This window comes from Pseudomonas marginalis (assembly GCF_001645105.1).
GTDB lineage: Bacteria > Pseudomonadota > Gammaproteobacteria > Pseudomonadales > Pseudomonadaceae > Aquipseudomonas > Aquipseudomonas petroselini.
Window position 1 is genome coordinate 250,200 of record NZ_LKEG01000052.1, and the last position, 24,539, is coordinate 274,738.

Genomic DNA, 24,539 nt, shown 5'->3' on the forward strand with positions numbered 1-24,539 from the left:
AGGGGCGCAGTTTATCAACTGACGACGCGCAGCGGGGCGCCGCTGAAAAAGCTCCGGGCGTTTTCCGCCAGTTGACCGACGATGCGCTGGCGCGCTTCTCGACTGCCCCAGGCGTTGTGCGGTGTCACGATCAGCCGAGGGATATCGCCGGCCAGCAGCGGGTTGCCGTCGATCGGCGGTTCCACGCTCAGCACATCGGTCGCCGCGCCACCCAGGTGGCCGTTGCGCAACGCATCAGCCAGGGCCTGTTCGTTGATCAAACCACCGCGTGCGGTATTGACCACAAACGCACCCGGCTTGAGCAGCGCCAGTTCGCGGGCGCCGATAAAGTCGCGGGTGTGTTCATTGAGCGGGCAGTGCAGGGTGAGGGCGTCGACCTGCGCGAGCAGTTCATCCAGCGGCACGCGGTCGGCACGGGCAGGGCGTCCCGGAATCGCACCGAGCACCACGCGCATACCAAAGGCTTGCGCCAGGCGTGCTACGGCGCTGCCCAATTCACCGTGACCGAGCAGGCCGAGGGTTTTGCCTTCCAGCTCGACGATGGGGTGGTCCAGCAGGCAGAACTGCTTGGCTTGCTGCCACTTGCCGGCGCTTACATCCCGTTGATAGTCCTTCAAGCGCGTCGCCAGGTTGAGCAGCAGCATGATCGTGTGCTGCGCCACCGACGGCGTGCCGTAGCCCTGGCAGTTGCTCACGGTGATGCCTTGGGCGCGGGCGGCTTCGAGGTCGACGTTATTGGTGCCGGTGGCCGACACCAGAATCAGCTTGAGTTCCGGGCAGGCCGCCAGGGTTTCGCGGTTGAGGGCGATTTTGTTGCTGATGGCTACCTGAACGCCTTGCAGGCGTTCAACCACATTCTGCGGCGTGGTGCCTGTAAACAACTGCAACTCGCTGAAGCTGTTGCGCAGCTCGCTGAGGTCAAGGTCCCCCAAGTCCAGGGACGGGTGATCAAGGAAGACGGCGCGACGATTGTTCGTCATCAACTGTACCTTTTGCGACAGGGTTCGAAGGCGTAATCTGCCGAGCCTATCAGATGAAATAATCAGTTACTTAAAGGGAGTGAGCATGTACGCCGCCGAGTTCTTGACTGTAGCCCTGATTCACTTATTGGCGGTGGCCAGCCCCGGCCCGGATTTCGCGGTGGTGGTGCGTGAAAGTGTGACCCACGGCCGCCGCGCCGGCACCTGGACCGCACTGGGCGTGGGCTCGGCGATATTCCTGCACGTGGGGTACTCGCTGCTCGGTATCGGCCTGATCGTGTCCCAGTCCATCGTGCTGTTCAACGCGCTCAAATGGGCGGCGGCGGCCTACCTGCTGTACATCGGCTTCAAGGCCCTGCGCGCGCAGCCGGCCAAGCCGGCCGCCGAGGGCGAGTTGCACCGCGAGGCGGGCGAGCGCACCCCGCGTGGGGCGTTCACTGCCGGCTTCGTGACCAACGGCTTGAACCCCAAAGCCACGCTGTTCTTCCTGTCGTTGTTTACCGTGGTGATCAACCCGCACACACCGCTGGCGATCCAGGCCGGTTACGGCGTGTACCTGGCGGTAGCGACGGCGCTGTGGTTCTGCCTGGTGGCGATGCTGTTCAGCCAGCAGCGCGTGCGCGCAGGGTTTGCGCGGATGGGGCATTGGTTTGATCGGACCATGGGCGCGGTGTTGATCGCCATCGGGGTAAAGCTGGCCTTCACCAGCATGAAATAGGCTGGATGCTGGCGCAAAGCTAGCATTCATTGGGGTTTGCAAATCATTCCTTTGGCTGATTTAGCTGAAACATAAGGTCTCTAAAGTGCAGGTCTTCAAGCCAAGACCGTGCAGTCATAAAAGGGATTCGTATGTTGCAGACCCGTGTTATCCCGCCCGCCGAAGGTGCGTACCAATACCCGCTGTTGATCAAACGCCTGTTGATGTCCGGCACCCGTTACGAGAAGACCCGGGAAATCGTCTACCGCGACAAGCTGCGCTACACCTACCCGACGTTGATCGAGCGGGTCGCGCGCCTGGCGAATGTGTTGACCGACGCCGGCGTCAAGGCCGGTGACACCGTGGCGGTGATGGATTGGGACAGCCATCGCTACCTGGAATGCATGTTCGCCATCCCGATGATCGGCGCGGTGATCCACACCATCAACGTGCGCCTGTCGCCGGAACAGATCCTGTACACCATGAACCACGCCGAGGACCGCTTCGTGCTGGTCAACAGCGAGTTCGTGGGCCTTTACCAGGCCATCGCCGGGCAGCTCACCACCGTCGACAAGACCCTGCTGCTCACCGACGGCGAGACCAAGACCGCCGAGTTGCCCAACCTGGTGGGCGAGTACGAAACCCTGCTGGCCGCCGCGAGCCCGACATACGACTTCCAGGACTTCGACGAGCATTCCGTCGCCACCACCTTCTACACCACTGGCACCACCGGTAACCCTAAGGGTGTGTATTTCACCCATCGCCAACTGGTGCTGCACACCATCGGCGTGGCGACCATCATGGGCAGCGTCGACAGCGTGCGCCTGCTCGGCACCAACGACGTGTACATGCCCATTACACCGATGTTCCACGTGCACGCCTGGGGCCTGCCGTACGTGGCGACCATGCTTGGCCTGAAACAGGTCTATCCCGGCCGCTACGATCCGGAATACCTGGTGGAGCTGTGGCGCAAGGAGAAGGTCACGTTCTCCCACTGCGTGCCGACCATCCTGCAAATGGTGCTCAATGCCAAGGCCGCCCAGGGCGTGGATTTTGGCGGCTGGAAAATCGTCATCGGCGGCAGCGCGCTCAACCGTTCGCTGTATGAAGCGTCCAAGGCGCGTGGCATCCAATTGACCGCTGCGTACGGCATGTCCGAGACCGGGCCGCTGGTGTCCTGCGCCCACCTCAACGACGAGTTGATGGCCGGCAGCGAAGATGAGCGCATTACTTACCGCATCAAGGCCGGCGTGCCGGGGCCGTTGGTGGAGGCGGCGATCATCGACGGCGACGGCAATTTCCTGCCTGCCGACGGTGAGTCCCAGGGTGAATTGGTGTTGCGTGCGCCGTGGCTCAGCGAAGGTTATTTCAACGAGCCGCAAAAGGGCGCCGAGCTGTGGGCCGGCGGCTGGATGCACACCGGCGACGTGGCCACGCTGGATGCCTTTGGCGTGATCGACATCCGCGACCGCATTAAAGACGTGATCAAGACCGGCGGCGAGTGGATCTCGTCCCTGGCCCTCGAAGACCTGGTCAGCCGCCACCCGGCGGTACGCGAAGTAGCGGTGGTGGGCATCGCCGACCCGCAGTGGGGCGAGCGCCCGTTTGCGCTGCTGGTGGTGCGTGATGGCCATGTGATAGGGGCCCGCGAGCTCAAGGAACACCTCAAGCCGTTCGTCGAACTGGGCCACTTGAGCAAGTGGGCAATTCCGAGCCAGATCGCCGTTGTTACGGAAATTCCCAAGACCAGCGTCGGCAAGCTCGACAAAAAACGTATCCGAGTTGACATCATTGAGTGGCAGGCCAACAACAGCACGTTCCTGTCGACGCTCTAATGCCTGCGCCGTGCCCATTCGGGCACGGCACTGCTCTATCTCGCGCCTTCACTTGTGATTTGCCAATTTTCAGCCATCCTTGCCGCGTCGGCCTTCGCCGACATGGCGAAAGGGTCGTGGCAGACGGGTTGGTGATGCAAATCACACTTTAGAGGGATCAAGCACTACCCCCTGCTGGCTATAGTCCCTTCCAGAGTTTTTCACGGATGTTCCGCTTCGGGCCATGGGGGCTCGGCTGCCGAGCGGCATTGGAATCGTTGTATTCCGGCCGTTACAAGCATCACAGAACGAACTCACTGCCATAACAATAATGCACATGGAGTAGCGTCGATGACCTCAGTAAACCAGTTCTGGCGCCGGGCAAAACTGCCCCTGGCCGTCAGTCTCGCCTCTACGCTCGCCGGGCCCGCATTCGGCGTCAGTTTCAATATCGGTGAAATCGAAGGGAGTTTTGACTCGTCTCTTTCCGTGGGGGCGAGCTGGTCGACAGCCAAAGCCAACCGCGACCTGATAGGCGTCAACAACGGGGGCAGGGGCTTGTCCCAGACCTCCGATGACGGCCATTTGAACTTCAAGCGGGGTGAGACCTTCTCGAAGATCTTCAAAGGCATTCATGACCTGGAGCTGAAGTACGGCGACACCGGCGTGTTTGTGCGTGGCAAGTATTGGTATGACTTTGAGTTGAAAGACGAAAGCCGTCTGTTCAAGGACATCAGCGACAACAACCGTAAAGAGGGGGCAAAGTCCTCGGGCGGGCAAATTCTCGATGCGTTCGTCTACCACAACTATGCGATCGCCGATCAGCCGGGTTCGGTGCGGTTGGGCAAGCAGGTTGTAAGTTGGGGGGAGAGTACTTTCATCGGCGGCGGCATCAACTCCATCAACCCGATCGACGTGTCTGCATTCCGTCGTCCAGGTGCGGAAATCAAGGAAGGCTTGATTCCGGTCAACATGTTTTATGTATCCCAATCCCTCACCGAAAACCTGTCGGCAGAAGCGTTTTACCAGTTGGAATGGGACCAGACGGTTACCGACAACTGCGGCACGTTCTTCTCTCAGCCTGACGTCGTTTCAGATGGTTGCAGCAATAACCTGCGGGTGTTGAACAGCCGTCGATTCCTGCCCGGGGCCGGAGCCTTTCTGCCCGGCCTAGCGGCCAATGGTGTAGATATCAATAACGAGGGCGTCCTCGTTCGACGCGGCCCAGACCGTGATGCGCGCGACAGCGGCCAATTCGGTGCAGCATTCCGCTACAACTATGAGCCGTTGGACACGGAGTTCGGGGCTTACTTCATGAACTACCACAGTCGTGCGCCAATTTTCAGTGCCCAAGGCGCACCACAATCCGCTTACACCGGGGCAACGCCGGGTGTACCAGGTGCACTGCGCCCTCTGGTGGTTGCGGGTAACTCCAACTATTTCATCGAGTACCCTGAGGACATTCGTCTTTATGGCTTGAGTTTCTCCACCACCTTGCCCACGGGGACCGCGTGGAGTGGCGAGCTGAGTTATCGTCCTAATGCTCCTGTTCAACTGAGCACTACCGATATTCTTTTTGCGGGCGTCACGCCAATTCCTGGCTTTGGCAATGCGTCGGTGCTCAAGGGCAATCCCGGGCAAGATCTGCATGGCTATAAACGCAAGGAAGTCACCCAGTTCCAAACCACCTTCACGCACTTCTTCGATCAAGTCATGGGCGCCAGCCGCTTGACCACCGTCGGTGAAATCGGCGTGACCCACGTCGGTGGACTGGAGAGTAAATCCGAGGCGCGTTATGGCCGTGACCCGGTCTTTGGTCCGGGTTCGCTGCCAGGTGGTTTCTGCAACACGCTCAACAACTCCACAGCGCAAGGGGGTGGTTTGCCTAACGCCGCCAGCCTGAACACCAATTGCAACAACGACGGTTACACCACTGCTACATCCTGGGGCTACCGCGCCCGAGCCATCTGGGAATATCCGGACGTGTTCGCTGGCGTCAACCTCAAACCTAACGTGGCGTGGTCCCATGACGTAAAAGGTTATTCGCCAGGCCCTGGCGGTAACTTCGAAGAAGGTCGCAAGGCGGTCAGCCTGGGCCTGGATGCCGAGTATCAGAACACCTATACCGCCAGCCTGGCCTACACCAACTTCTTTGGTGGCAAGTTCAGTACGGTGGATGACCGCGACTTCGTCGCTTTGAGCTTCGGCGCCAACTTCTAAGCACACTGCATTTCAGGAAGACCAGAACATGAAAATAACCAAAAGTCTGTTGCACGTGGGTGTGCTTGGGCTGTCGATCCTGGCGAGCAACGTCATGGCCGCAGTCTCGGCGGATGAAGCGGCCAAGTTGGGCACGAGCCTGACGCCGATGGGCGCCGAGATGGCCGGTAACGCCGCAGGCACCATTCCTAAATGGTCGCCGCTGCCTACCAACGCCGGCGCCGTCGACGCCCGTGGGTTCCTGGCCAACCCCTACGCCAGTGAGCAACCGCAATTCACCATCACTGCGGCGAACGTCGAGCAATACAAAGACAAGCTGGCACCGGGGCAGTACGCGATGTTCAAGCGTTACCCGGAAACCTTCAAGATGCCGGTCTACCCGACCCATCGCGGCGCCACCGTGCCGGCTGATGTGTTCGCCGCGATCAAGAAGAACGCCACCACCACCAACCTGGTGTCGGGCGGCAACGGCCTGGAAAACTTCGAAACCGCCGTGCCGTTCCCGATTCCCAAAAGCGGCGTTGAAGTCATCTGGAACCACATCACCCGTTATCGCGGTGGCAGCGTGACCCGTCTGGTAACCCAGGCTACGCCACAAACCAACGGTTCCTACAGCCTGGTGTACTTCCGCGACCAGTTTGTGTTCCGCGACAAGATGAAAGACTTCGACCCGAAAAACCCGGGTAACGTGCTGTTCTACTTCAAGCAGCAAGTGACCGCGCCGGCCCGTCTGGCCGGTGGTGTGCTGCTGGTGCACGAAACCCTGGACCAGGTGAAGGAGCCGCGTTCGGCCTGGGTCTACAACGCCGGCCAGCGCCGTGTGCGCCGGGCGCCGCAAGTGTCCTATGACGGCCCAGGTACCGCCGCCGATGGCCTGCGTACGTCCGACAACCTCGACATGTACAACGGTGCACCGGATCGCTACGACTGGAAGCTCGAAGGCAAGAAAGAAATCTACATCGCCTCCAACAGCTACAAGATCGATGATCCGAAGCTCAAGTACGCCGACATCATCAAGGCCGGCCACATCAACCAGGACTTGGCTCGCTACGAGCTGCGCCGCGTCTGGCACGTGGTCGCGACCTTGAAGGAAGGCCAGCGCCATATCTATGCCAAGCGTGATTTCTTCATCGACGAAGACACCTGGCAAGCGGCGGTCATCGACCACTACGACGGCCGTGGCCAGCTGTGGCGCGTTGCCGAAGCCCACGCCGAGAACTACTACGACAAACAAGTGCCGTGGTACGCCCTGGAAACCCTCTACGACCTGCAGTCCGGCCGCTACCTTGCACTGGGCATGAAGAACGAAGAGAAACAGGCGTATGACTTCGGCTTCACCGCCACCACCAGCGACTTCACGCCAGCGGCCTTGCGCCAGGATGGTGTTCGCTAAGCTGAGTTAACTCGCAAATGTGGGAGGGGGCTTGCCCCCGATAGCGGTGTGACAGTCAAAAAGTGCATTGACTGATCCGTCGCCATCGGGGGCTTGCCCCCTCCCACATTTTTTGTCGCAGTTCTTTTTCAGGCAAATGTTGCAAAGATCTACAAACCTGCCGCTTTTACCGCTAGTCTGCGGACATCTGCAATGCCGACAACAGCCTTCTACAAGAGCCCGGCGATGACTGATCTGTCCCGAATCCAAGGGCCTGCCAGTGCGGTAATCCCCACCCTGGAAGGTCGTTTCTACAGGCCACCCCTGCCTGACGGCTACGTGCTGCGACCGCGCCTGTGCGAGCGCCTGAGTGCCGGGCTGGAAGGGCGGCTGTTGCTGGTCAGCGCGCCGGCGGGGTTCGGCAAGAGTTCGTTGGCGGTGGAGTTCTGCCAGAGTCTGCCGCCCCATTGGCAGAGTTTGTGGCTGGGCCTGAGCCCGCGTGACAGCGACCCCGGCCGTTTCCTCGAACGCCTGCTCGACGGTTTGCAGCAATTCTTCCCGCAACTCGGCGCCCAATCCCTGGGCCTGCTGAAAATGCGCCAGCGTCACCAACCCTTTGCCTTCGAAGAATGGCTGGACGGCCTGCTCGATGAGCTGACGGTGCACCTGTCTACCCGCGCGCCGCTGTTGCTGGTGCTGGATGACTATCACCTGGCCCAAGGGCCGGTGCTCGATCGCTGCCTGCAGTTTTTCCTCAACCATTTGCCCGATGGCCTGGTGGTGCTGGTCACCAGCCGCCAGCGCCCGGACTGGCATCTGGCGCGGCTGCGGTTGTCGCGCCACCTGCTCGAGCTGCACGAACAAGACCTGCGCCTGACGCACGGCGAATCCCTGGCGGTGCTGGATCGCCACAGCAGTTCCTTGCGCGGCGAAGCCCTCGACAACCTGATCCGCCGCAGTGAAGGCTGGGTCGCCGGTTTGCGCTTCTGGTTGCTGGCCGCCTCTGAAGCCGGCAGTGACGGTGCCCTGCCCCAGAGCCTGCACGGGGGGGAAGGGCTGATCCGCGACTACCTGCTGGAAGAAGTGATCGACTGCCTGCCGGCCGACGTGCAGGCGTTTTTGTACGACACCGCCCCTCAGGATCGTTTTTGCAGCGCGCTCTGCGACGCCGTGCGCGAAGCTCATGACAGCGCCGAAATCCTGCGTTACCTGCAAGCCCACCAAGTGTTCCTGGTACCGCTCGACGAGCAGGGCCATTGGTACCGTTACCACCATTTGTTTTCCGACCTGCTGCGCACCCGACGCGCCAGCAGCAACGTGCTGCCGGCGGCCAGCCTGCACCTGCGTGCGTGCCGGTGGTTCAATGCCCAGGGCTTGATCGATGAAGCGGTGGAGCAGGCGTTGCGCGCCGGTCACCTGGATGTAGCCGCCAACCTGGTGCAGAACCTGTCCGAAGAGCAACTGTTGGCCGAGCAGAATGTGGGCATGCTGCTGCGCTGGAAAATGGACTTGCCCGACAGCCTGCTGATCAGCACGCCGCGCTTGATCGTGCTCTACAGCTGGGCTTTGGGCCTGGCCTGTCAGTTGGACGCGGCGGAGGAGCTGTCCAGCTATCTCAGCCGCTTCCTGCCGGCACCGTCGGCCACCGCGCAGAAATCGATGCTGGCTCAATGGCTGGCGCTGAGCGGGATCATCGCCCGGGGCCGGGGCGATCGCGAGCTGACCCAGCGCTATTGCAGCGAAGCGTTGGAAAGCCTGCCGCAACGGCGTTACGGCCAGCGACTGATGTGCCTGTCGACCCTCTCCAACCTGGCCATTGTCGATGCCGATCTGTGGCGTGCCCGTGGCTTGAATCGCGAATCCCTGGAGCTGGCGCAGCGCGTCGGCAACCCGTTGTTCGAGGCCCTGGCCCATTACGACCGTGCGCGTGTGTTGCAGGCGCGCGGCGAAATCCTGCGCTCCCTGGATGAAGTGCGCCAGGGCCTGCAACGCCTGCAGGGCCTGGCGCCTCAACGGTTGTACGCGGTGCGCGCGCGTCTATCGCTCTATGAAGGTTTTTTGCTGCTGGTGCGGCTCCAGCCCGAAGCCGGGCTCGCCCGCTTGCGCGCCGGCCTCGCCGAAGCCCGCGCTTGTCGCGACATCAGCGTGTTGATCGGCCATTGTGTGATCGCCAGTTTCGAAGGCCGTCGTGGCGACTTCGCCCGTGCCTTTGCCGAGCTCGCCGAGGCGGAGCGGCTGATGCATATCTGGGACGTGCCACCGATCTACTACCTGGCGATGATCACCCTGATCAAATGCGAGCTGTGGCTTGCCCAGGGCCGCACCGACCTGGCCGACGCCTGGCTGACCCGCCTGGCGCAAACCTACAACGGTGAGCAGGCTGCCGCCGCGCCAGAGTTTCATCCACACCTGCCGCAACATATCGGGTTGCAGCAGGCGGCCCTGGATGCCATTCGCCATCAACCCGCGGCGGCGCTGCTCCGGCTTGAAGAGTTGGCACAACAGGCCCACAACAGCGGCCGCCAGATGATCGCCCTCATGGCCCTGACTCAACAGGTGCAACTGCTGATTGAAGGCGGTCAGGAAACCAAGGCGCGTCCGGTGCTGGTCCAGGCACTGGAGGCGGGTGCCGGTGGCGCGTTGCAACCCTTCCAGCGGTTGTTGGAAGCCCACCCGGAATGGATGCGCGAGCAACTCGCCAAAGATCCTCATGGTTTACTCAACGAGAGCCTGCAGGCGCTGTTGCCGGCGGTCGTGGTGGTGGAGGCTGCTTCAACCCATGAAACCTTGAGTGCGCGGGAGCTGGCGGTGCTGCAATTGATCGCCCAAGGCTGTTCGAACCAGGAGATCAGCAATCGGCTGTTCATCTCGCTACACACCGTCAAGACTCACGCCAGTCACATCAACAGCAAACTGGGGGTTGAGCGGCGCACACAGGCGGTGGCGCGGGCGCAGGAACTGAGGTTGATTGGCTAGAGATACCCTGTGGCAAGCGAGCTTGCTCACGTTGGGCGGCGAAGCGGGCTCAGTCTGTTCTAATAGTGCAATTATTCTGGCGATACTCGCCTGAAAACGTCATTTCATTTGCACGAGAGCCCTTCCATGGAATCCGCCAAGCCGACTCTTATCCGCGAAACCTTCCCCGTCGGCCCCCTGCAGTGCAATTGCACCATCATCGGCGACCCGATCAGCAAAAAAGCCATCGTAGTCGACCCCGGTGGCAACCATGAGCTGATCTTGGCGCGGCTCGATGCCTTGGGCCTCAAGGTGGTCAGCATCATCCACACCCATGCCCACCTGGATCACTTCCTGGCGTCCGGACAGTTGAAAGAGAAGACCGGCGCTACATTGCACTTGCACAAGGAAGATCAATTCCTCTGGGACAATCTGGAAATGCAATGCCAGATGTTTCGCGTTCCCTACACCCCGGTGCCTTCGCCTGATCGCTGGCTGGAAGATGATGAGGAATTGGCCTGCGGTTGCGGCGTGGCGTTGCACACGCCGGGGCACACGCCGGGTTCGATGAGTTTCTGGTTTGCCGACGCCAAGCTGCTGATTGCGGGCGACACACTGTTTCGGCGCGGTATCGGGCGCACGGATCTATGGGGCGGGGACCAGGCGACCATTGTGCGTTCGATCAAACAACGGTTGTACACGCTGGATGAAGGGGCGACGGTGGTGACCGGCCATGGGCCGGATACCCGCTTGGGTGATGAAATGCGTGAGAACCCTTTTGTGCGGGCGTGAGGGAATAATTGCGGGGGCGGCGCTGTTCTCTGGCCAGGATTGGCAAGCGTTGTAGCAAAAACTCAGGTCGTGTTCAGCGTGGGTCTGCTACGGTTTCTGTAGGCACGGAATTTTTACCGTTTGTCGCGTTCAAAACTCGGCACAGGTCCATTGCCAATGTCCTCTGCACCTCAGAATGCAAAAGTAGGAGCTCCCTTCATGTTCACTTCGCGTCGTCTGCTTGTTGTTGCTACGGTCGTAGCCCTGTTGTCTGGCTGCGCATCACCTAACCCTTATGACGGCAGCAGCCAGGGACAGGCGAGTAATGAATCCGGCGGTATGAGCAAGACTGCCAAGTACGGTGGCCTGGGTGCCCTGGCCGGTGCATTGGCCGGTGCCGCCATCGACCATAATAACCGTGGCAAAGGCGCGCTGATCGGCGCGGTCGTTGCAGGTGCCGGTGCCGCAGGCTATGGCTACTATGCCGACCAGCAAGAAAAGAAACTGCGTGAAAGCATGGCCAACACCGGTGTTGAAGTTCAGCGCCAGGGCGACCAAATCAAGCTGATCATGCCCGGCAACATCACCTTCGCCACCAACTCCGACGCGATCTCCAGCAGCTTCTACCAGCCGTTGAATAACCTGGCCAACTCCCTCAAGCAGTTCAACCAGAACACCATCCAGATCGTGGGCTACACCGACAGCACCGGTAGCCGCCAACTGAATATGGACCTGTCCCAGCGCCGTGCGCAGAGCGTGGCCAACTACCTGACCTCCCAAGGCGTCAACGGTGCGAACTTGAGCGCTCGCGGTGCTGGCCCGGATAACCCGATTGCCAGCAATGCTGACGTCAACGGCCGTGCCCAGAACCGTCGCGTGGAAGTGAACCTCGGCCCGATCCCAGGCCAGCAGTACGGCCAGCCAGGTGCCCAGCAACAGGCGCCACAGCAGAACAACCAGTTCCAGGGCAACCCGTACTCGCAGTACCAGTAAACATTCGTTAATAAAAAAGGGCGCCTGTGTAAGGCGCCCTTTTTTGTGGCTGTCGGTTACATCAATCGATGTACTCGAAGACCTTGACGATTTTCTGTACGCCCGACACGCCCTGCACCAGGTTGGCGGCGCGAGTGGCTTCAGCCTGGGTCAGCAGGCCCATCAGGTAAACGATGCCGTTGTCGGTCACGACCTTGATGCGCGAGCCGGGAATCGCGTTATCGGTGAGCATCTGCGCCTTGATCTTGGTGGTCAGCAGGGCATCGTTGCTGATGGCCAGCAGCGTGATCGGGTCCATCACCTGCAGTTCGTTATGAACCTTCTTGACCCGCTGCACGGCCGCGGCGGCTTGTTCGGCCTGGGCCTTGAGGTCGGCACGCGGTGTCTGGCCGGCCAGCAGTACCACGCCGTTGAAGCTGGTGACGACGATGCGTGAAGCACCGTTGCCCAGGTCTGGAGCGGCTTTGGCGACGTTGACTTCGACCTTGGTTTCGATCAGCGAGTCATCGATCTTGCTGCCGAAAGTACGGGTGCCCTTGTCATCCTGAATAGGGGTGTCACGTGTTGCAGTGATGGCCGTGCTGCAGCCGCTGATAGCGAGGCACAGGGTGATGGCCAAAAGGCTGAGGCGGTTAACGGTCATTCTTCACTCCCAAACAGTTGGCTGTCGATCAGATCGCACAGGCAATGGATCGCCAGCAGGTGGACTTCCTGGATACGTGCGGTGACATTGGCCGGAACGCGAATCTCCACGTCTTCGGGCAACAGCAGCGAGGCCATGCCTCCACCATCGCGTCCGGTCAATGCTACGACAATCATTTCGCGATCATGTGCGGCCTGGATCGCTTGAATAATATTCGCCGAGTTGCCGCTGGTGGAAATCGCCAGCAGCACGTCACCTGGTTGGCCCAGGGCGCGGATCTGCTTGGAGAAGATTTCGTTGTAGCTGTAATCGTTGGCGATCGAGGTGATCGTCGACGAGTCGGTGGTCAAGGCGATGGCCGGCAGGCTCGGACGCTCACGCTCGAAGCGGTTGAGCAGCTCGGACGAGAAATGCTGGGCATCGCCGGCCGAACCGCCGTTGCCGCACGAAAGCATTTTGCCCTCGTTGAGCAGCGCATTGACCATGACCTGACTGGCTTGCTCGATGTGCGGTGCAAGTACGTCCATCGCCTGTTGCTTGGTGTCGATGCTGGCCTGGAAAAGCTGGCGAATTCGGGATTGCATGTCCATCTGTGTGACCTTAAGTAGCGCGGCTGTTTGGCACAGGAATGTGCAGCCCGCAAAGCAAAGAGCAAAAGTGTTGGGTGAAGATGTCCGGTGAATCAGCTGTCGAAGGCATCTTTGAGCCAGTTCAGATCAGCCTGACCAGACGGTGTGCTTTCTAGGGCAACCACATCGAAACGGCAGGGGGCGTCGGCCCAGCGATGCTCTTTTTGCAGGAAGAACTGCGCGGCGAGTATCAGCTTCTGACGCTTGCGCCCGTCAATACTGGCGAGCGCGCCACCCCATTGTGCGTGTTTTCTGTAGCGGACTTCGACGAATACTACTGTATCGCCGTCAAGCATGACCAGATCAAGCTCGCCACGTTTACATAACCAGTTCTGCGCCAGTAGGCGCAGACCCTGGTGCTGCAGGTATTTCAGCGCTTGAAGTTCGGCATCCTTGCCGCTTTGTGCGCTGGACCTCTCAGGCATCAGCGAGGGGTGTCCGGCAGGCGCTGGATCTCGCCGCCGACGAATTTCGCCCAAGGCATCTGGCGATCAACGCGTTGGTTGGCGCTGATGCCCAGGTTGCCCGACAGGCCGTCAACGCGGGTATCCGGCAATGCCTTGAGTTGCCCCAAGCGTGGCGCCAGGCGGTAGGCGTCGACGCCCATCGCGTACAGACGGCCAAGGCTGCCGTTGGCCTGCGGCCATTGTGCGGCAACCTGGTTGCGCAGCGGGTCGGTGGTGTTGAGCAGCCAAGGGGTTTCGCAGAACATCACGTTGGTCATGTCCAGGTACTGGTTCTTGTCGCCGCTGGCACTGAATACGTGGGACGTGGCGTACACCGGCACATCGCCGGCGTATTGGAAGTTCAGGGTCGGCTTGATCTGCTGGGCCAATTGCGGGGTCACGGCCAGGAAGATGAACTCGATGTCCTGGCGACGCGACGGCTGCGCGGCTACGTCGGTGCCGACGGTGCTTTGCAGGCTCTTGGCACGGCCTTCGCTTTTGCGCAGTTGGAACAGGTCGGCGATCTGCTGGGCCAGGGCCACTGGCTGATCAACGTACTCAACCCCCATGACCGTGCCACCGTTGGCTTCCCAATCCTGACGGAAGGCCTTGTAGACACGCTCACCCCATTCGCCACGCGGCACCATGGCCGCAGCACGATGCAGGCCGTCGGCCCGTGCACGGCGCGAGACTTCGCGGGCTTCGTCTTCCGCGGCCAGGCCGAACTGGAACAACTGCGCAGGGCTGCGATCCGTCTCACTGTAGTTCAGTGCCAAGGTGGTGATTGGCAATTGCGGGCGCGCGCTGAGTTGTTTGACCAGCGGCTTCTCCAGCGGGCCGACCACCAACTGCACGCCGGCGGCCTGGGCCTTGGCGTAGAACTCATCGATGGAGGTCAGGCGCGAGCTGTCATAGAACTCGATCACCGGCGGCTTCTGCCCGGCCTGTTCGGCCTGGTAGTGCGCAGCCATGAAACCTTCACGCAGCGCCTTGCCGACGGAGGCCAGCGGGCCATCCTGCGGCAGCAGCAGGGCGATCTTGTTCAGGGGCTGGCTGGCCAGTTCCTTGAGCTTGGTGAGCGGCGTCGGCAGCTGCACGGCAGCCGGGTGGCCCGGGTTCTGCGCGCGCCAGGTGTCGATGGCGGCTTGTTGTTGCTCCAGCGTACCGGCGCCCTTGACCGACTGGGCCAGGGTGATCCAGCCGTCCAGCACCGGGTTGCCGCTGGCTTGCAGTTGTTCGGCCGGCAGGGCGGCGATCAATGCCCAGATGGCTTCGTGGTTGCTGTTGGCGGCATCGCCTGTGAGCAGTGGGGCCATGGCAACGCGCTCGCGGGCGGCGGCCAGGGTCTGGCCATCGGCTTCATAAGCGCGGGCATGCACAGTGCCGGTGCGGATCTGCTGTTCAGGCGGCAGGTCCTTCAGGTTTTGCAGGCTCGGGTGGTTCAAGGCGGTCAGCGCGGCCTTGGGCTGGTTGCGCGTCATGGCCAGTTCGGCGGCCAGGGTGCTGGCAAATACTTGCGCGGCTGGCTTGAGGACATCCAGGGGCACCTGCGCAAGTATCTGCGACGAGCGGCCAGGATTGTTCTGTTTGTAGGCCAGGTCGGCTGCGCTCAGGCGCAGCATAGCCGCCTGTTCTGGCGTCTTGGCGGTAGTGGCCTGTTCGAGCAGTTGCTCGATACTGGCGTCCGGGGTCCGTGGAAGGTCGCCAAGGCTGGACGAGGGCGAGCTGGCACACGCGGCCAATAAGGCAGCGAGGCAGAGGGCGGAGAGCAGCCGCAGGCAAGCGATCATGTAAGTGTTCCTGATACCGATCAAATTAGCGTGGAATTGTACCCAAGCACTGGCCCAGGCGCGATGTTACTGGCGTGAAACCGTCGATTTAGGTTGTGCAAATGTTGATATTGGTGACGGAAGGCTGAAAAAGCGTCGGCCGTGATGGCATATTTTCAAGGCGCCTACGCGCTACAATGTGGCTTTTGCCAACCATCGAGGTGTGCGTTTTGACTGCTCCAGGTCCTTTGAATTCCACTGCAGGCTCGCTTTTTGTCGTGGCGACGCCCATTGGCAACCTGGACGACATCAGTGCCCGGGCGCTTAAAGTGTTGCGCGAGGTTAAATTGATCGCGGCCGAAGACACACGGCACTCCCAGCGGTTGATGCAGCATTTTGGTATCAGCACGCCCTTGGCAGCCTGCCATGAACACAATGAGCGCGAAGAAGGCAGCCGTTTTATCGTGCGCCTGCTGGCGGGCGACGACGTGGCGCTGATCTCCGACGCGGGTACCCCGCTGATCTCCGACCCTGGCTACCATCTGGTGCGCCAGGCGCGGGCCGCTGGTATCAATGTAGTGCCTGTTCCGGGAGCCTGCGCGCTGATCGCTGCATTGTCGGCGGCCGGCCTGCCTTCCGACCGCTTTATCTTCGAAGGTTTCTTGCCGGCCAAGGCGGTAGGGCGGCGTGCGCGTCTTCAAGCGCTAAAGGAAGAGCCGCGCACCTTGATTTTCTACGAAGCGCCTCATCGCATCCTTGAATGCCTGCAGGACATGGAGCTGGTGTTTGGCGGCGAGCGCCTGGCGCTGCTGGCCCGTGAGCTGACCAAAACGTTCGAAACCCTCAAGGGGCTGCCCTTGGAGGCGCTGCGTGGGTTTGTCGAAGGCGACAGCAATCAGCAGCGCGGCGAGTGTGTGGTGCTGGTGGCGGGTTGGACGGCACCGGAAAGCGAGGACGCCGTCAGTAGCGAGGCGATGCGTGTGCTGGACCTGCTGCTCAAGGAAATGCCCCTCAAGCGTGCTGCGGCGTTGGCCGCTGAAATTACCGGTGCACGCAAGAATGTGCTGTATCAAGTTGCGCTGGATAAACAGAAAGCCGAATAGTTCCGGGGTTAAACCGGTATTTCGTCCGAAGGTGATGGCATTGCTGTACTTTTAATACTTGTCCTAACTCCGCCGTGCCGTTAACCTGCGCGGCGGAGAGTCGATTGGACAGTCGCTGCCTTCTATGAAAATTAGGGGGGGGAGGAAAGTCCGGGCTCCATAGGGCGAAGTGCCAGGTAATGCCTGGGAGGCGTGAGCCTACGGAAAGTGCCACAGAAAATAACCGCCTAAGCGCTTCGGTGCCGGTAAGGGTGAAAAGGTGCGGTAAGAGCGCACCGCGCGACTGGCAACAGTTCGTGGCTAGGTAAACCCCACTTGGAGCAAGACCAAATAGGGTCCCAAGGCGTGGCCCGCGCTGGGACCGGGTAGGTTGCTAAAGATGTCCAGTGATGGCCATCGTAGACGAATGACTGTTCAAGACAGAACCCGGCTTATAGATCGACTCTCCACCTTTTTCCTTCTGTCCGAATCTCGGGCAGAAACCCGGTAGTAACGCAAGAATCCCTCCCTGCCAAATCATTGGCAGATGCATCTTCGTAATACCAAAAAAATCTTACTCTTAATAAATTACTTTAACTTTGGCCTATAGCGCTTTGAGCTATTTGCGCTTGTTGGGCCACAAATACCGTCGAACTCTGGTTTCTCCTCCGTTTGCGCTCCTAAATCTCCGTTCTGTAAGGCTTTTCCTTGAATCCGCGCCTTGACGGTGTGGTGGGCGCATTCCTATAGTGTGCGCAAGTGGCGGAAAGTGGCACAAAGTGGGTTTTTTGAACGTAAAACGCTAAAATTTGGAGAAACGCATCTGTGTTTCGCGGAGCTAACGCTATCAGTCTCGATGCAAAAGGCCGTCTCGCCATGCCGAGCCGGTATCGTGACGAGCTCATTTCGCGAAGTTCCGGACAGTTGATCATCACCATTGATGCCGTTGACCCTTGTTTATGTGTTTACCCGCTCGATGAGTGGGAGTTGATTGAAACCAAGTTGCGCGCCCTGCCTTCATTGCGTGAAGAAAACCGCCGCCTGCAGCGTTTGCTGATCGGTAATGCCGTCGACCTCGAGCTCGATGGCAGCGGTCGTTTCCTGGTGCCCCCGCGTTTGCGCGAGTACGCCAAGCTCGACAAGCGCGCAATGCTGGTCGGCCAACTGAACAAGTTCCAATTGTGGGACGAAGATGCCTGGGATGCTGTTTCTGCAGCAGACCTGGCTGCTATTCAACAACCGGGCGCCATGCCTGATGAACTGCGTGATTTGATCCTGTGACTATTGATAGCGGCTTTAACCACATCACCGTACTGCTTGACGAAGCCGTTGAGGCTCTCGCCGTACGCGCGGATGGCTGCTATTTGGATGGCACGTTCGGCAGGGGCGGGCATAGCCGGTTGATACTCAGCCAGCTCGGGTCCGACGGTAAGCTCCTCGGGTTCGACAAAGACCCCCAAGCGATTGCCACCGGGCAAGCGCTAGCGGCCGAAGACGGCCGCTTTGTCGTTGTGCAGCGCAGCTTTGCCGAGCTGGGTGCCGAAGTCGCCGAGCGCGGCATGGCAGGCAAGGTGGCCGGGGTTTTGCTCGATCTGGGCGTGTCTTCGCCACAGCTCGATGACCCTGAGCGCGGCTTCAGTTTCATGAACGATGGTCCGCTCGATATGCGCATGGACCCGACCCGTGGCGTGAGTGCTGCGCAGTTCATCGCCACCGCGCCAGTGGAAGAAATCGCCCGTGTGTTCAAGGAATACGGTGAAGAGCGCTTCGCCGGTCGCATGGCTCGCGCCGTGGTTGAGCGTCGCGAAATCCAGCCGTTTGAACGCACCGCTGACCTGGCCGAAGTGCTGAAGGTCGCCAACCCAGCATGGGAAAAGGGCAAGAACCCGGCCACCCGTGCGTTCCAGGGCCTGCGCATTCACGTCAACAACGAATTGGGCGACCTGGAGGCCGGCCTCGAGGCTGCCCTCGAGGCGCTGGAAGTGGGGGGGCGCCTGGTGGTGATCAGCTTCCACTCCCTGGAAGACCGTATCGTCAAATTGTTCATGCGCCGCCTGGTCAAGGGCGAGTCCGACAACCTGCCGCGCAACCTGCCGGTGCGTTTCGAAGCCTTTGTGCCGAAAATCAAAATCCATGGCAAAGCGCAGTTCGCTTCCGAAGCCGAACTCAAGGCCAACCCACGTTCCCGTAGCGCTGTCATGCGTGTTGCGGAGAAGTTGCGGTGAGCAAGCTTTTCGCCAAGCCCCTCCCGGGCGGCAGCTTCTTTATGTTGCTGTTGTTTGTCGGCGTGCTGGTTTCCGCGATTGCGGTGTCCTACAGCGCCCACTACAACCGTCAACTGCTCAATACCCTGTACGGGGAATTGAGCGTGCGTGACAAGGCGCAAGCGGAATGGGGTCGGTTGATCCTGGAGCAAAGCACCTGGACGGCCCATAGCCGCATCGAAGTGCTGGCCACCGAACAGCTGAAAATGCACATTCCGGGCGCTGCTGACGTTCGCATGGTGGCGCCATGATGAAACTCGAGGGCGCACTCTACCCATGGCGTTTCCGCCTGATGCTCGGCTTGCTGGCATTGATGGTGGGTGCGATCGCCTGGCGGATCATCGACCTGCAAGTGGTCGACCGCGACTTCCTGATCGGCCAGGGCGACGCCCGCAGCCTGCGGCATATTCCGATTCCTGCGCACCGCGGCCTGATCACTGACCGTAATGGCGAGCCCCTGGCCGTCAGTACACCGGTAACTACCCTGTGGGCCAACGCCAAAGAATTGCAGGTCGCCAAAGACCGCTGGCCGCAACTCGCTGCCGCCCTGGGCCAGGACCCGAAAGCCTTGGCTGAACGCCTTGAGGCCCAGGCCAACAAAGAATTCATCTACCTGGTGCGCGGCTTGACGCCCGAGCAAGGCCAGCAAGTGCTCGACCTTAAAGTCCCCGGTGTCTACGGCATCGAGGAATTCCGTCGTTTCTACCCGGCCGGTGAAACCACCGCGCATATGGTTGGCTTTACCGACATTGATGACCACGGCCGCGAAGGTGTGGAACTGGCCTACGATGAATGGCTGGCCGGGGTTCCCGGCAAACGACAAGTCATCAAGGATCGGCGCGGTAGGCTGATCAAGGATGTCCAAGTCACCAAAAACGCCAAGGCCGGTAAGCCCTTGGCGTTGTCGATTGACCTGCGCCTGCAATACCTGGCCAACCGCGAGCTGCGTAACGCGATCATCGAGAACGGCGCGAAGGCCGGGAGCTTGGTGATCATGGACGTCAAGACCGGCGAGATCCTCGCCATGGTCAACCAGCCGACCTACAACCCTAACAACCGTCGCAACCTGCAACCGGCGATGATGCGCAACCGCGCCATGATCGACGTGTTCGAGCCGGGTTCGACCATGAAAGCCATCTCCATGAGTGCCGCCCTCGAAACCGGGCGCTGGAAACCCAGCGACAAGGTCGAGGTGTATCCTGGCACGTTGCAGTTAGGCAAATACACCATTCGCGACGTGTCGCGCACCGAAGGTCCGGTGCTGGATTTGACAGGTATCCTGATCAACTCCAGTAACGTGGGCATGAGTAAGGTCGCCTTCGATATTGGCGGCGAAACCATCTACCACCTCGCACAGAAGATCGGTTTGGGCCAACCCACCGGCCTGGATTTCCCCGGCGAGCGTGTGGGTAACCTGCCGAACTACCGCGACTGGAAAAAGGCCGAGACCGCCACGCTTTCCTATGGTTACGGCCTGTCGGTGACGGCGATCCAATTGGCTCATGCTTTCTCTGTATTGGCGAATAATGGCCGAATGGTTCCACTGAGCCTGATCCACGTCGACGAGGCACCGAAAGCCACCCAGGTGATTCCCGAAAACGTCGCCAAGACCATGCAAGGCATGCTGCAACAAGTGATCGAAGCCCCTCGTGGTGTGTTCCGTGCCCAGGTGCCGGCGTACCACGTGGCCGGCAAGTCGGGTACGGCGCGTAAGACATCGGTGGGCACCAAGGGCTACGCCGAAAACTCCTACCGCTCGCTGTTCGCCGGTTTCGGCCCGATGAGCGACCCACGCTACGCCATTGTCGTGGTGATCGATGAACCGAGCAAAGCCGGTTACTTCGGTGGCCTGGTCTCGGCGCCGGTGTTCAGCAAAGTGATGTCCGGCACCCTGCGCCTGATGAACATCACGCCGGACAACCTGCCGCCGACCCAACAAGCGAACGCCGGACCACCGGCCGCTGCTGTAAAAGCCAATGGAGGGCGCGGCTGATGTCTCTTAGCCTGAACAAGATTTTTGCCCACGCCGGTCGTGATCTGTTGATTCGCGAGTTGACGCTGGACAGCCGTAATGTACGCGCCGGTGACCTGTTCCTGGCGGTGCCGGGCGGTAAGTACGATGGCCGTGCGCATATCGCCGATGCGTTGCAGCGCGGTGCTGCGGCAGTGGCTTATGAAGTGGAAGGCGCCACCGTGCTGCCGATCACCGATGTGCCGTTGATTCCGGTCAAAGGGTTGGCAAAACAGTTGTCGGATATTGCCGGTCGCTTCTATGGCGACCCGAGCCGTCACCTCAACCTGGTGGGCGTCACCGGCACCAACGGCAAGACCAGCGTGACCCAGTTGGTCGCGCAAGCGCTTGACCTGTTGGGGCAGCACTGCGGCATCGTCGGCACCTTGGGCACCGGCTTTTATGGCGCGCTGCAAAGCGGCCTGCACACCACGCCGAACCCGATCGCCGTGCAAGCGACCCTGGCCGGCCTGAAAAAGGCCGGTGCCAAGGCGGTCGCCATGGAAGTTTCTTCCCACGGCCTGGATCAGGGCCGCGTCACCGCCCTGGCTTTTGACGTGGCGGTGATGACCAACTTGTCCCGCGATCACCTGGACTACCACGGCACCATGGAGGCTTACGCCGCCGCCAAGGCCAAGCTGTTTGCCTGGAATGACCTGAAGTGTCGGGTGGTCAACCTGGATGACGCATTCGGCCGCCAACTGGCCGCCGAAGACAGCGAAGCGCGCCTGATCAGCTACAGCCTGGAAGATTCCAGCGCGTACCTGTTCTGCCGCGAAGCCCAATTTAATGACGAAGGCGTGCGCGCCACGTTGGTCACGCCTCAGGGCGAACACCATCTGCGCAGCACATTGCTCGGGCGCTTCAACCTGAGCAACGTCCTCGCCGCCATCGGTGCGCTGCTCGGCCTGGATTACGCCCTGGATGAAATCCTGCGCGTGCTGCCCAAGCTTGAGGGCCCGGCCGGTCGCATGCAGCGCCTCGGTGGCGGCAAGCAGCCGCTGGTGGTGGTCGATTACGCCCACACCCCCGACGCCCTGGAAAAAGTCCTGGAAGCCCTGCGCCCACACACCAAGGGCAAATTACTGTGCCTGTTCGGTTGTGGCGGTGATCGCGATCGCGGCAAGCGTCCGTTGATGGCCGAGATCGTCGAGCGCTTGGCCGATGGCGTGCTCGTCACCGACGACAACCCGCGCAGCGAAGACCCGAGCCAGATTTTCGACGACATCCGCGCGGGCTTCAACGACGTGTCCAAGGCCGCTTTCGTCGCCGGTCGCGGTGCGGCCATCGCCCAATTGATCGCCAGCGCCAGCGCTGACGATGTGGTGGTACTGGCCGGTAAAGGTCACGAGGACTATCAGGAAATCAACGGCGAACGCCATGCCTTCTCCGATCTGGTCGAGGCCGATCACGCCTTGACGGCCTGGGAGGTCGCCCATGCTTAAAGCGATGACATTCAACGAGCTGGCCCAGGCCCTGTCGGCCCGAGTGCTGTCGAGCGATTGCAGTTTCGACGGCGTCAGTATCGACAGTCGCAACATCAAGCCGGGGCAACTGTTTGTCGCGCTCGCCGGCCCGCGCTTCGATGGTCACGACTACCTGAATGACGTCGCCGCCAAAGGGGCTGTAGGTGCCTTGGTGCAGCGTGAAGTGGCGGACTCTGCATTGCCGCAACTGCTGGTCGCCGACACGCGCCTGGCCCTCGGCCAGCTGGGGGCGTTGAACCGTGCCGCATTCACTAATCCCGTTGCGGCCATCACCGGCTCCAGCGGCAAGACCACGGTCAAGGAACTGCTCGCCGGTGTGCTGCGCACGCGCGGCTCGGTGCTCGCTACCCGTGGCAACCTCAACAATGATTTCGGCGCACCCCTGACCCTGCTCGAACTGGCCCCGGAACACACGGCGGCGGTGATCGAACTGGGGGCTTCGCGCATCGGCGAAATCGCCTACACCGTGGCGTTGACCAAGCCCCACGTCGCGATTATCAACAACGCCGGTACCGCCCATGTCGGTGAGTTCGGTGGCCCGGAAAAAATCGTCGAAGCCAAGGGTGAAATCCTCGAAGGCCTCGACGCTTCGGGCACAGCGGTATTGAATCTGGACGATAAGGCCTTCGAAACCTGGCGTGTACGCGCCGCCGGTCGCAAGGTCCTGACGTTTGCCGTGCTCAACGCTGCGGCCGATTTCCACGCCTCGAACATCACTGTCGATGCCCGTGGTTGCCCGTCCTTTACCTTGCACTCCCCGCAAGGCAGCGAACATGTGCAGTTGAACCTGCTGGGTAACCATAACGTCGCCAACGCCTTGGCCGCTGCCGCTGCGGCCTATGCCTTGGGCGTGTCGTTGTTTGGTATCGCCACTGGCCTGGGCGCAGTGCAGCCGGTCAAGGGCCGCACCGTCGCGCAACTGGCAACTAACGGCATGCGCGTGATCGACGACACCTACAACGCGAACCAGTCCTCGGTCTGCGCCGCTATCGACCTGCTCAAAGGCTTCGACACTCGCAAGGTGCTGGTACTGGGCGATATCGCCGAACTGGGCGACTGGGCCGAGCAGTCCCACCGCGAAGTCGGCGCTTACGCCAGCGGCAAAGTCGATGCGCTCTACGCCGTCGGCCCGAACATGGCGCATGCCGTCAACGCGTTCGGGCCCGGTGCGCGGCATTTCGCGACCCAGGCCGAGCTGATCCAGGCGCTGACGGCGGCTGAACACGACACGCACACAACCATTTTGATCAAGGGATCGCGCAGCGCGGTGATGGAAAACGTCGTCGCGGCCTTGTGTGGCTCAAGTACGGAGAAACATTAATGCTGCTGCTGCTGGCTGAGTATCTGCAACAGTTCCACAAAGGCTTCGCGGTCTTTCAGTACCTGACCCTGCGCGGGATTCTGGGTGTGCTGACTGCGCTGTGTTTGTCGCTGTTCCTGGGGCCGTGGATGATCCGCACCCTGCAGAACCTGCAAATTGGTCAATCGGTCCGTAATGACGGCCCGCAGTCGCACCTGTCCAAATCCGGCACCCCGACCATGGGCGGCGCATTGATCCTGTCGTCCATCGGCATCAGCACCTTGCTGTGGGCTGACCTGCACAACCGCTACGTATGGGTGGTGCTGTTGGTGACCTTGCTGTTCGGTGCCATCGGTTGGGTGGATGACTACCGCAAAGTGATCGAGAAAAACTCCAAGGGGCTGCCAAGCCGCTGGAAGTATTTCTGGCAGTCGGTGTTTGGCCTCGGCGCCGCGATTTTCCTCTACACGACAGCGCCAAGTGCGGTCGAAACCACCTTGATCATCCCGATGCTCAAGGACGCCAGCATTCCACTGGGCATCGGCTTCGTGGTGCTGACCTACTTCGTGATCGTCGGCTCCAGCAACGCGGTGAACCTGACTGACGGCCTCGACGGCCTGGCGATCATGCCGACGGTGATGGTGGGCGGCGCGCTCGGCATCTTCTGCTACCTGTCGGGTAACGTGAAATTCGCTGAATACCTGCTGATCCCTTATGTACCGGGCGCAGGTGAATTGATCGTGTTCTGCGGCGCGCTGATCGGTGCCGGCCTGGGGTTCCTGTGGTTCAACACCTACCCCGCACAAGTCTTCATGGGCGACGTCGGCGCACTGGCGCTGGGCGCAGCCCTCGGCACCATTGCAGTGATCGTGCGCCAGGAAATCGTGCTGTTCATCATGGGCGGTGTGTTCGTGATGGAAACCCTGTCGGTGGTCATCCAGGTGGCGTCCTTCAAGTTGACCGGGCGCCGCGTGTTCCGCATGGCGCCGATTCACCACCACTTTGAACTCAAGGGCTGGCCTGAGCCACGCGTGATTGTCCGTTTCTGGATCATCACCGTGATTCTGGTACTGGTCGGCCTTGCCACCCTGAAACTGAGGTAGAAA

20 protein-coding genes and 1 other RNA gene are annotated in these 24,539 nt (G+C 60.8%); 16 read left to right on the forward strand and 5 right to left on the reverse strand.

Annotated elements, in window-relative coordinates; translation table 11 throughout:
* Positions 1 to 14: 14 nt before the first annotated feature.
* Positions 15 to 980, reverse strand: a complete 966-nt coding sequence (locus AO064_RS23325; RefSeq protein WP_064054780.1) for a 2-hydroxyacid dehydrogenase — start codon at positions 978 to 980, stop codon at positions 15 to 17.
* Between the two features lie 85 nt (positions 981 to 1,065).
* Here AO064_RS23325 and AO064_RS23330 point away from each other — a divergent pair, with 85 nt between their 5' ends.
* From AO064_RS23330 to AO064_RS23360, 7 genes are all read left to right on the forward strand, one after another.
* Positions 1,066 to 1,698: a LysE family translocator gene (locus tag AO064_RS23330; RefSeq protein ID WP_010213066.1), complete on the forward strand. Its 633-nt coding sequence runs from the start codon at positions 1,066 to 1,068 to the stop codon at positions 1,696 to 1,698.
* 131 nt (positions 1,699 to 1,829) lie between these two features.
* Entirely contained in the window at positions 1,830 to 3,512 is a 1,683-nt protein-coding gene (locus AO064_RS23335) for a fatty acid--CoA ligase (protein WP_012722274.1), read from the forward strand.
* Positions 3,513 to 3,842: 330 nt separating this feature from the next.
* Positions 3,843 to 5,711: a DUF1302 domain-containing protein gene (locus AO064_RS23340; RefSeq protein WP_064054781.1), complete on the forward strand. Its 1,869-nt coding sequence runs from the start codon at positions 3,843 to 3,845 to the stop codon at positions 5,709 to 5,711.
* A 28-nt stretch (positions 5,712 to 5,739) separates the two neighbouring features.
* Positions 5,740 to 7,104: a DUF1329 domain-containing protein gene (locus AO064_RS23345; RefSeq protein ID WP_012722276.1), complete on the forward strand. Its 1,365-nt coding sequence runs from the start codon at positions 5,740 to 5,742 to the stop codon at positions 7,102 to 7,104.
* Positions 7,105 to 7,329: 225 nt separating this feature from the next.
* The gene (locus AO064_RS23350; protein ID WP_064054782.1) at positions 7,330 to 10,059 is read left to right on the forward strand and encodes a winged helix-turn-helix domain-containing protein; all 2,730 of its coding nucleotides are present in this window, start codon (positions 7,330 to 7,332) and stop codon (positions 10,057 to 10,059) included.
* A gap of 126 nt (positions 10,060 to 10,185) precedes the next feature.
* Positions 10,186 to 10,830, forward strand: coding sequence for an MBL fold metallo-hydrolase (locus tag AO064_RS23355; RefSeq protein ID WP_064054783.1), 645 nt, complete (start codon positions 10,186 to 10,188; stop codon positions 10,828 to 10,830).
* Positions 10,831 to 11,028: 198 nt separating this feature from the next.
* A complete protein-coding gene (locus AO064_RS23360) occupies positions 11,029 to 11,802 on the forward strand; it encodes a YiaD family glycine zipper/OmpA-like lipoprotein (protein WP_012722283.1) in 774 nt (257 codons plus the stop codon).
* A 61-nt stretch (positions 11,803 to 11,863) separates the two neighbouring features.
* Here the strand turns inward: AO064_RS23360 and AO064_RS23365 are convergent, their stop codons facing one another.
* From AO064_RS23365 to AO064_RS23380, 4 genes are all read right to left on the reverse strand, one after another.
* Entirely contained in the window at positions 11,864 to 12,445 is a 582-nt protein-coding gene (locus AO064_RS23365; RefSeq protein WP_012722284.1) for a BON domain-containing protein, read from the reverse strand.
* The gene (locus AO064_RS23370) at positions 12,442 to 13,035 is read right to left on the reverse strand and encodes a phosphoheptose isomerase (RefSeq protein WP_007904374.1); all 594 of its coding nucleotides are present in this window, start codon (positions 13,033 to 13,035) and stop codon (positions 12,442 to 12,444) included. The genes AO064_RS23365 and AO064_RS23370 overlap by 4 nt, the downstream gene beginning before the upstream one ends.
* Before the next feature lie 92 nt (positions 13,036 to 13,127).
* The gene (locus AO064_RS23375; RefSeq protein ID WP_043204808.1) at positions 13,128 to 13,499 is read right to left on the reverse strand and encodes a YraN family protein; all 372 of its coding nucleotides are present in this window, start codon (positions 13,497 to 13,499) and stop codon (positions 13,128 to 13,130) included.
* Positions 13,499 to 15,310: a penicillin-binding protein activator gene (locus AO064_RS23380; RefSeq protein ID WP_064054784.1), complete on the reverse strand. Its 1,812-nt coding sequence runs from the start codon at positions 15,308 to 15,310 to the stop codon at positions 13,499 to 13,501. Before AO064_RS23380 ends, AO064_RS23375 begins: the two co-directional genes overlap by 1 nt.
* A gap of 176 nt (positions 15,311 to 15,486) precedes the next feature.
* Here AO064_RS23380 and rsmI point away from each other — a divergent pair, with 176 nt between their 5' ends.
* The 9 genes from rsmI to mraY all read left to right on the forward strand — a co-directional run bounded on the left by rsmI (position 15,487) and on the right by mraY (position 24,536).
* A complete protein-coding gene (gene rsmI, locus AO064_RS23385; RefSeq protein ID WP_162471070.1) occupies positions 15,487 to 16,392 on the forward strand; it encodes a 16S rRNA (cytidine(1402)-2'-O)-methyltransferase in 906 nt (301 codons plus the stop codon).
* Positions 16,393 to 16,488: 96 nt separating this feature from the next.
* An RNA gene (gene rnpB / locus AO064_RS23390) (RNase P RNA component class A) lies at positions 16,489 to 16,842 on the forward strand.
* Positions 16,843 to 17,196: 354 nt separating this feature from the next.
* Entirely contained in the window at positions 17,197 to 17,652 is a 456-nt protein-coding gene (gene mraZ / locus AO064_RS23395; protein WP_003171868.1) for a division/cell wall cluster transcriptional repressor MraZ, read from the forward strand.
* A complete protein-coding gene (gene rsmH, locus AO064_RS23400; protein WP_012722289.1) occupies positions 17,649 to 18,596 on the forward strand; it encodes a 16S rRNA (cytosine(1402)-N(4))-methyltransferase RsmH in 948 nt (315 codons plus the stop codon). Before mraZ ends, rsmH begins: the two co-directional genes overlap by 4 nt.
* The gene (gene ftsL, locus AO064_RS23405) at positions 18,593 to 18,886 is read left to right on the forward strand and encodes a cell division protein FtsL (RefSeq protein WP_004371991.1); all 294 of its coding nucleotides are present in this window, start codon (positions 18,593 to 18,595) and stop codon (positions 18,884 to 18,886) included. Before rsmH ends, ftsL begins: the two co-directional genes overlap by 4 nt.
* Positions 18,886 to 20,628: a peptidoglycan D,D-transpeptidase FtsI family protein gene (locus AO064_RS23410; protein ID WP_163825657.1), complete on the forward strand. Its 1,743-nt coding sequence runs from the start codon at positions 18,886 to 18,888 to the stop codon at positions 20,626 to 20,628. Before ftsL ends, AO064_RS23410 begins: the two co-directional genes overlap by 1 nt.
* The gene (locus AO064_RS23415) at positions 20,628 to 22,091 is read left to right on the forward strand and encodes a UDP-N-acetylmuramoyl-L-alanyl-D-glutamate--2,6-diaminopimelate ligase (protein ID WP_064054785.1); all 1,464 of its coding nucleotides are present in this window, start codon (positions 20,628 to 20,630) and stop codon (positions 22,089 to 22,091) included. Before AO064_RS23410 ends, AO064_RS23415 begins: the two co-directional genes overlap by 1 nt.
* Positions 22,084 to 23,454: a UDP-N-acetylmuramoyl-tripeptide--D-alanyl-D-alanine ligase gene (locus AO064_RS23420; protein ID WP_064054786.1), complete on the forward strand. Its 1,371-nt coding sequence runs from the start codon at positions 22,084 to 22,086 to the stop codon at positions 23,452 to 23,454. Before AO064_RS23415 ends, AO064_RS23420 begins: the two co-directional genes overlap by 8 nt.
* Positions 23,454 to 24,536 (forward strand): phospho-N-acetylmuramoyl-pentapeptide-transferase, encoded by a 1,083-nt coding sequence (mraY, locus tag AO064_RS23425; RefSeq protein WP_064054787.1) that lies wholly within the window; start codon positions 23,454 to 23,456, stop codon positions 24,534 to 24,536. The genes AO064_RS23420 and mraY overlap by 1 nt, the downstream gene beginning before the upstream one ends.
* Positions 24,537 to 24,539 lie beyond the last annotated feature (3 nt).

Excerpts from the sequence above, each read along its gene's own strand:
- AO064_RS23370 (WP_007904374.1), bottom strand. The coding sequence starts at position 13,035 with ATGGACATGCAATCCCGAATTCGCCAGCTTTTCCAGGCCAGCATCGAC.
- AO064_RS23365 (WP_012722284.1), bottom strand. The coding sequence starts at position 12,445 with ATGACCGTTAACCGCCTCAGCCTTTTGGCCATCACCCTGTGCCTCGCT.
- AO064_RS23355 (WP_064054783.1), top strand. The coding sequence starts at position 10,186 with ATGGAATCCGCCAAGCCGACTCTTATCCGCGAAACCTTCCCCGTCGGC.
- AO064_RS23360 (WP_012722283.1), top strand. The coding sequence starts at position 11,029 with ATGTTCACTTCGCGTCGTCTGCTTGTTGTTGCTACGGTCGTAGCCCTG.
- AO064_RS23345 (WP_012722276.1), top strand. The coding sequence starts at position 5,740 with ATGAAAATAACCAAAAGTCTGTTGCACGTGGGTGTGCTTGGGCTGTCG.
- AO064_RS23350 (WP_064054782.1), top strand. The coding sequence starts at position 7,330 with ATGACTGATCTGTCCCGAATCCAAGGGCCTGCCAGTGCGGTAATCCCC.
- mraY (WP_064054787.1), top strand. The coding sequence starts at position 23,454 with ATGCTGCTGCTGCTGGCTGAGTATCTGCAACAGTTCCACAAAGGCTTC.
- AO064_RS23410 (WP_163825657.1), top strand. The coding sequence starts at position 18,886 with ATGAAACTCGAGGGCGCACTCTACCCATGGCGTTTCCGCCTGATGCTC.
- AO064_RS23415 (WP_064054785.1), top strand. The coding sequence starts at position 20,628 with ATGTCTCTTAGCCTGAACAAGATTTTTGCCCACGCCGGTCGTGATCTG.
- AO064_RS23330 (WP_010213066.1), top strand. The coding sequence starts at position 1,066 with ATGTACGCCGCCGAGTTCTTGACTGTAGCCCTGATTCACTTATTGGCG.
- rsmI (WP_162471070.1), top strand. The coding sequence starts at position 15,487 with ATGTGGCTTTTGCCAACCATCGAGGTGTGCGTTTTGACTGCTCCAGGT.
- AO064_RS23375 (WP_043204808.1), bottom strand. The coding sequence starts at position 13,499 with ATGCCTGAGAGGTCCAGCGCACAAAGCGGCAAGGATGCCGAACTTCAA.
- AO064_RS23420 (WP_064054786.1), top strand. The coding sequence starts at position 22,084 with ATGCTTAAAGCGATGACATTCAACGAGCTGGCCCAGGCCCTGTCGGCC.
- AO064_RS23380 (WP_064054784.1), bottom strand. The coding sequence starts at position 15,310 with ATGATCGCTTGCCTGCGGCTGCTCTCCGCCCTCTGCCTCGCTGCCTTA.
- AO064_RS23325 (WP_064054780.1), bottom strand. The coding sequence starts at position 980 with ATGACGAACAATCGTCGCGCCGTCTTCCTTGATCACCCGTCCCTGGAC.
- AO064_RS23335 (WP_012722274.1), top strand. The coding sequence starts at position 1,830 with ATGTTGCAGACCCGTGTTATCCCGCCCGCCGAAGGTGCGTACCAATAC.
- AO064_RS23340 (WP_064054781.1), top strand. The coding sequence starts at position 3,843 with ATGACCTCAGTAAACCAGTTCTGGCGCCGGGCAAAACTGCCCCTGGCC.